Source organism: Neorhizobium huautlense (genome assembly GCF_030811685.1).
GTDB lineage: Bacteria > Pseudomonadota > Alphaproteobacteria > Rhizobiales > Rhizobiaceae > Neorhizobium > Neorhizobium huautlense_A.
Map to the genome: position 1 here is coordinate 1 of NZ_JAUSRF010000041.1, position 3,481 is coordinate 3,481.

Annotated in this window: 1 protein-coding gene and 2 rRNA genes; all 3 read left to right on the forward strand. The window is 52.4% G+C overall.

Annotation, left to right across the window (positions count from 1 at the left end):
* Positions 1–241: hypothetical protein (locus J2T09_RS27480; RefSeq protein WP_306840270.1), on the forward strand; the 241-nt coding region annotated here is incomplete at its 5' end.
* Between the two features lie 196 nt (positions 242–437).
* A 23S ribosomal RNA gene (locus tag J2T09_RS27485) occupies positions 438–3,238 on the forward strand.
* A gap of 113 nt (positions 3,239–3,351) precedes the next feature.
* Positions 3,352–3,466: ribosomal RNA gene (rrf, locus tag J2T09_RS27490) — 5S ribosomal RNA — on the forward strand.
* Positions 3,467–3,481 lie beyond the last annotated feature (15 nt).

Below are 3,481 nucleotides of genomic sequence, written 5' to 3' on the forward strand. Positions count from 1 at the left end.
AAGTTTGCACATCGCATTTGCGTTGTGCCTGTTCTGCAAAAATCGTGAAGAGAAGATTGATCTGGAGGCTTCCAGGTTCGGATTTAGGTCCGAGTTTGAAGCTGATCCTTATGATGTCGTTGATGGTCTAGCCGACTGGATACGATGGAGGGTTCAGTGGAGAAAGGAAGCTTGTCACTCTGGTCGGTCGTTGTTTGATCCTTTTGGATCATCTGACGACTTATTGATGTCCGTTTGCTAACCGCGCGGACCCGGATTTAATCTCGAGAAGCTGGTCTTTGATCAGGCACAAGCGGGCCGCTCGGCGTGGCCCCGATAAAGTGACCTGATCTATAAAGAACACGTCGATGGCATCATGAGATGGTTGGGTTGTAAAAGGTAGCCCGGCTGTTTGCTCGAAAGGGCAGGCTATATTGATGAGCATTGGCAATGAGAACGATTAAGTGTCGTAAGGGCATTTGGTGGATGCCTTGGCATGCACAGGCGAAGAAGGACGTGATACGCTGCGAAAAGCCGTGGGGAGCTGCGAATAAGCTTTGATCCATGGATCTCCGAATGGGGCAACCCACCTTAAATACCTAGAAAGTTTAAGTCGTACTTCGGTACGGTTTAGGTTTCTAGGTATTGTTATAAGGTATCTACACCTGAATACATAGGGTGTAAGAAGCGAACTCAGGGAACTGAAACATCTAAGTACCTGAAGGAAAGGACATCAACCGAGACTCCGCAAGTAGTGGCGAGCGAACGCGGACCAGGCCAGTGGCAATGTTGAATAAAGCTGAACAGGTTGGAAAGCCTGACTATAGTGGGTGATAGTCCCGTAAGCGTAGAACAGACATTGTCCTTGAGTAGGGCGGGACACGTGAAATCCTGTCTGAACATGGGGAGACCACTCTCCAAGCCTAAGTACTCGTGCATGACCGATAGCGAACAAGTACCGTGAGGGAAAGGTGAAAAGCACCCCGACAAGGGGAGTGAAATAGAACCTGAAACCGGATGCCTACAAGCAGTCGGAGGCGGAAACGCTGACGGCGTACCTTTTGTATAATGGGTCAACGACTTAGTGTAACTAGCAAGCTTAAGCCGGTAGGTGTAGGCGCAGCGAAAGCGAGTCTGAACAGGGCGTTCAGTTAGTTGCATTAGACCCGAAACCGAGTGATCTAGCCATGAGCAGGCTGAAGGTTGGGTAACACCAACTGGAGGGCCGAACCCGCATCTGTTGCAATAGATTGGGATGACTTGTGGCTAGGGGTGAAAGGCCAATCAAACTCGGAGATAGCTGGTTCTCCGCGAAATCTATTTAGGTAGAGCGTCGACCGAATACCCTCGGGGGTAGAGCACTGGATGGGCTATGGGGACTCACCGTCTTACTGATCCTAACCAAACTCCGAATACCGAGGAGTACTAGTCGGCAGACACACGGCGGGTGCTAACGTCCGTCGTGAAAAGGGCAACAACCCTGACCTCCAGCTAAGGTCCCCAAGTCATGGCTAAGTGGGAAAGGATGTGAGGATCCCAAAACAACCAGGATGTTGGCTTAGAAGCAGCCATCATTTAAAGAAAGCGTAACAGCTCACTGGTCTAAATAAGGGTCTTTGCGCCGAAAATGTAACGGGGCTAAAGCCATGCACCGAAGCTGAGGATGTGCAGTTTACTGCACGTGGTAGCGGAGCGTTCCGTAAGTCTGTGAAGGGGGATCCGTGAGGACCCCTGGAGATATCGGAAGTGCGAATGTTGACATGAGTAACGATAAAGAGGGTGAGAGACCCTCTCGCCGAAAGACCAAGGGTTCCTGCTTAAAGTTAATCTGAGCAGGGTTAGCCGGCCCCTAAGCCGAGGCAGAAATGCGTAGGTGATGGAAACCACGTTAATATTCGTGGGCCTGGTGGTAGTGACGGATCGCGTAAGTCGTACTTTCTTATTGGATTGGAAGTGCGGCGGGGCGGTTCCAGGAAATAGCTCCACCATTATAGACCGTACCCGAAACCGACACAGGTGGTCAGGTAGAGTATACCAAGGCGCTTGAGAGAACTATGCTGAAGGAACTCGGCAAATTGCACGCGTAACTTCGGAAGAAGCGTGACCCCAATGTAGGCAACTATTTTGGGGTGGCACAGACCAGGGGGTAGCGACTGTTTATCAAAAACACAGGGCTCTGCGAAGTCGAAAGACGACGTATAGGGTCTGACGCCTGCCCGGTGCTGGAAGGTTAAGAGGAGGGGTGCAAGCTCTGAATCGAAGCCCCAGTAAACGGCGGCCGTAACTATAACGGTCCTAAGGTAGCGAAATTCCTTGTCGGGTAAGTTCCGACCTGCACGAATGGCGTAACGACTTCCCCGCTGTCTCCAGCATAGACTCAGTGAAATTGAATTCCCCGTGAAGATGCGGGGTTCCTGCGGTTAGACGGAAAGACCCCGTGCACCTTTACTATAGCTTTACACTGGCATTCGTGTCGGCATGTGTAGGATAGGTGGTAGGCTTTGAAGCGGGGACGCCAGTCTTCGTGGAGCCATCCTTGAAATACCACCCTTATCGTCATGGATGTCTAACCGCGGTCCGTTATCCGGATCCGGGACAGTGTATGGTGGGTAGTTTGACTGGGGCGGTCGCCTCCGAAAGAGTAACGGAGGCGCGCGATGGTGGGCTCAGACCGGTCGGAAATCGGTCGTCGAGTGCAATGGCATAAGCCCGCCTGACTGCGAGACTGACAAGTCGAGCAGAGACGAAAGTCGGTCATAGTGATCCGGTGGTCCCGCGTGGAAGGGCCATCGCTCAACGGATAAAAGGTACGCCGGGGATAACAGGCTGATGACCCCCAAGAGTCCATATCGACGGGGTTGTTTGGCACCTCGATGTCGGCTCATCGCATCCTGGGGCTGGAGCAGGTCCCAAGGGTTTGGCTGTTCGCCAATTAAAGCGGTACGTGAGCTGGGTTCAGAACGTCGTGAGACAGTTCGGTCCCTATCTGCCGTGGGTGTAGGAATATTGACAGGATCTGTCCCTAGTACGAGAGGACCGGGATGGACATATCTCTGGTGGACCTGTTGTCGTGCCAACGGCATAGCAGGGTAGCTATATATGGAATGGATAACCGCTGAAGGCATCTAAGCGGGAAACCAACCTGAAAACGAGTATTCCCTATCAGGGCCGTGGAAGACGACCACGTTGATAGGAGGCGTGTGGAAGTGCAGCAATGCATGAAGCTTAGCCTTACTAATAGCCCGATTGGCTTAATCGTTCCCATTGATCAATGCTCATCTGCCCGCCAAAGGCGGGCAATGAAGCATCAGACGTGTTCAACTAAAAACAGGCAAAAGCCTGCCAGCTTCTCTTCACATTGCCCTTAAATGACCTGGTGGTCATGGCGGGGCGGCCGCACCCGTTCCCATTCCGAACACGGCCGTGAAACGCCCCAGCGCCAATGGTACTCCGTCTTAAGACGCGGGAGAGTAGGTCGCTGCCAGGTCTTTTAAAGGCAATG